Origin of the sequence: Phenylobacterium sp. (assembly GCF_030693405.1) — a bacterium.
Classification (GTDB): domain Bacteria; phylum Pseudomonadota; class Alphaproteobacteria; order Caulobacterales; family Caulobacteraceae; genus Phenylobacterium.
In genome coordinates this window covers 1-3,255 of the sequence record NZ_JAUYAW010000073.1, presented here as the reverse complement: position 1 = coordinate 3,255, position 3,255 = coordinate 1, and the positions used below count along the sequence as shown (strand labels likewise).

The window sequence follows — 3,255 nt, the reverse complement described above, 5'->3', positions numbered from 1 at the left end:
ATGAACAAGCGCCCCTCACGCACCTCGAGCGGTACGACCGGAGCGCACCCCTTGCCGGCGTCGGCGCCCAGGGACTCGCCGGTAGCCAGGTCGATCACCCGCCCGTGGAGGGGACAGGTCACCGAGGCGCCATGGACGATGCCCTGGCTAAGCGGCCCACCCTTGTGCGGGCAGGCGTCCATGAGGGCGAAGACCTGGCCGTCGCCGGTGCGGAAGATGGCGATCTCTCCGCGCGGTCCTTTCAGACGCCGGGCGCCGCGGCGGGGAATGTCGGTGTCGGCGCCAACATCGATCCAGGTGACCTGGGGATCCTTGACCAGAGCGTTCATGCGGGTTCGAACTCCAGGCGGCGGCTGAGCGGATTGAACTCCTCGGCATGGCGACCCGCGACCCGTTCGGCCCAGGGGTCGGTGCGGGAAAAGCGCTGCGAATAGGCGAAGCGGTCGTAGAGCGCCTTGCGAGCCTCCAGGTCCTCGACCTGAGCGCGGATCGTCTCTAGGCCGACCCTCGCCATCCATTTGTAGATGCGCTCCAGGTACCAGCCCTCCTCGCGATAGAGCTGGGTGATGGCGCAGATGGTCCAGACGGCCTCGTCCTCGCTGGCGACCTTGGTCAGCAGCTGAGTCCCCTGGATATGGAGCCCTGCCGCACCACCGATGTGGATCTCGAAGCCGGAGTCCACACAGACCACGCCGATGTCCTTGCAGGTGGCTTCGGCGCAGTTGCGCGGGCAGCCTGACACCGCAAGCTTGACCTTGGCCGGGGCCCAGGACCCCCACATGAACTTCTCCAGTCGCACGCCGAGGCCGGTGGAATCCTGGGTCCCGAAGCGACACCAGTCCGTGCCCACACAGGTCTTCACCGTCCGAAGACCCTTGGCGTAGGCGTGGCCTGAGACCATGCCGGCCGCGTTGAGATCGGCCCAGACCGCGGGAAGGTCGTCCTTCTTCACGCCCAGCAGATCGATGCGCTGGCCGCCAGTGACCTTGACCGCGGGAATCGCGAACTTGTCGGCCACATCGGCGATGGCCCGCAGCTCCTGGGGCGATGTCATGCCCCCCCACATTCGCGGCACCACCGAATAGGTGCCATCCTTCTGGATGTTGGCGTGGACCCGCTCATTGACGAAGCGCGACTGCTTGTCGTCCTGGTAGTCGCCGGGCCAAGCGCAGATCAGATAGTAGTTGAGCGCCGGCCGGCAGCTGGCGCAGCCCTCGGGCGTCGTCCATTCCAGGGCCTGCATCACCGCCGGGATCGACTTCAGGCCTTCCGAGACAATGCGCTTGCGCACCACCTCATGGCCGTGATGGGTGCAGCCGCAGACGGGCTTTGGTCCGGTCTGCGCCTGGAAGGCGTCGCCCAGGGTGACGGCCAGCAGCTTCTCCACCAGCGGGGTGCATGACCCGCAGGAGGCCGAGGCCTTGGTGTGGGCGCGGACATCCTCCAGCGTGGCCAGGCCGAGATCACCGATGGCGCTGGTGATGGCGCCCTTGCACACGCCGTTGCAGCCGCAGATCTCCTGGGAGTCTGCCATGGCCGCAACGGCGCTCTTAGGGTCCACGCCGCGGAGCGCCTCCGTCACCGCCTGACCGAAGATGAGGGTTTCGCGAAGCTCGCTGACATCGGCCTGCGACTTCATCAGGTCGAAGTACCAGCCGCCGTCGATCACGTCGCCGAACAACACCGCGCCGGCCACCCGCCCCTGTTCCAGGACCACGCGCTTGTAGACCCCACGGCCGGCGTCGCGGAACACCACGTCCTCGCAACCCTCGCCGCCGGAGAAGCGGCCCGCGGAAAAGACGTCGACGCCGGAGACCTTCAGCCGCGTCTGCAGGACCGACCCGCCATAGGCGCAGTTCTCCACCCCGGTCAGCACGTCGGCGAGCGTGCGGCACATCTCCCAGATGGGCGCCACCAGGCCATAGGCGATCCCGCGATGTTCGGCGCACTCGCCAATCGCGAAGATGTCGGGATCAGAGGTGCGCATCTGGTCGTCCACCACCACGCCGCGGCCGACGTTCAGGCCGCAGTTCGCCGCCAGCGCCGTATTGGGGCGAATGCCCACGGCCATGACCAACAGGCTGCAGGGGATGATCCGGCCGTCCTTGAGCTGCAGCCCGCTGACCTTGCCGTCCTCGCCCAGGATCGCCTCGGACTGAGCGCCCAGAACGGTCTCCACCCCGCGATCGGTCAAGGCGCTGCGCAGCAGGAAGCCCGCCGACTCGTCGAGCTGGCGCTCCATCAGCACGTCCATCAGGTGGATGACCGTGGCCCGCATGCCGCGCCTGGCCAGGCCGTAGGCGGCCTCCAGACCCAGCAGGCCGCCGCCGATCACCACGGCCTCGCCGCCCGCGTCGGCGGCGACCACCATGGCCTCCACATCGTCCAGGTCGCGGAAGGTGACGACGCCGGCCAGGTCCACGCCCGGCAGCGGCAGGCGCACGGGGTCGGAGCCGGTGGCCAGGATCAGGCGGTCATAGGCCGCCTGCGTCCCGTCGCTCGCCCGCACCACCCTGGCCTCGCGGTCGATCTCGGAGACGGCGCAGCCGGCGTGGAGGGTGATGGCGTGCTCCCGGTACCAGGCCTCGTCATTGAGGACGATGTCGGCGAAGGCCTTCTCGCCGGCCAGGACGGGCGAGAGCATGATGCGGTCGTAGTTCACCCGGGGCTCGGTGCCGAAGATGGTGATCTCGTAGCGGTCGGGGTCGCGCTTGAGCACCTCCTCCACCGCGCGGCAGCCGGCCATGCCGTTGCCGATGACGACAAGACATTGCTTGGTCATGGGGATCTCCTGCCGAACTAAAGACGGATCGGGACGGATGAGGGGCCGGCCAGCTCATGCCAGGTCCGGCGCCACTGACCCTTGACCAGGTTGAGGGCCAGGCAGGCCATCAGCGCCATGAACGCAAAGCCCAATAGGCCGGCCTGATAGGAGCCGGTGGTCTGCTTGGCCCAGCCGAGACTGGCGGCGAGGTAAAAGCCACCAACCCCGCCGGTCATGCCGACCAGGCCGGTGACCACGCCGATCTCGTTGCGGAACCGCTGTGGCGCGAGCTGGAAAACCGCCCCGTTGCCGGCGCCCAGGGCCATCATGGCGAACATGATCACGCCCAAGGCCACATAGGGGTCGGCCATGTGGAAGCTGGCGACGGCCAGGCCCGCGGCGGCCAGAAGATAGACTACGGTCAGGGTCCGCACCCCGCCGTAGCGATCTGCAAGCCCCCCACCGACGGGCCGGGCGAAGGAGCCGGCGAA

General features: G+C 68.2%; 2 protein-coding genes and 1 pseudogene. All 3 read right to left on the bottom strand.

Going from position 1 to position 3,255, the window contains the following annotated elements; translation table 11 throughout:
• The coding region (locus Q8N19_RS15970; RefSeq protein ID WP_305592372.1) for a nitrite reductase (NAD(P)H) small subunit at positions 1-329 on the bottom strand (329 nt) is incomplete at its 3' end.
• A complete protein-coding gene (nirB, locus tag Q8N19_RS15965) occupies positions 326-2,782 on the bottom strand; it encodes a nitrite reductase large subunit NirB (RefSeq protein ID WP_305592370.1) in 2,457 nt (818 codons plus the stop codon). The genes Q8N19_RS15970 and nirB, both read right to left, overlap by 4 nt.
• A gap of 17 nt (positions 2,783-2,799) precedes the next feature.
• Positions 2,800-3,255: pseudogene (locus Q8N19_RS15960) on the bottom strand (MFS transporter); the annotation flags it as partial.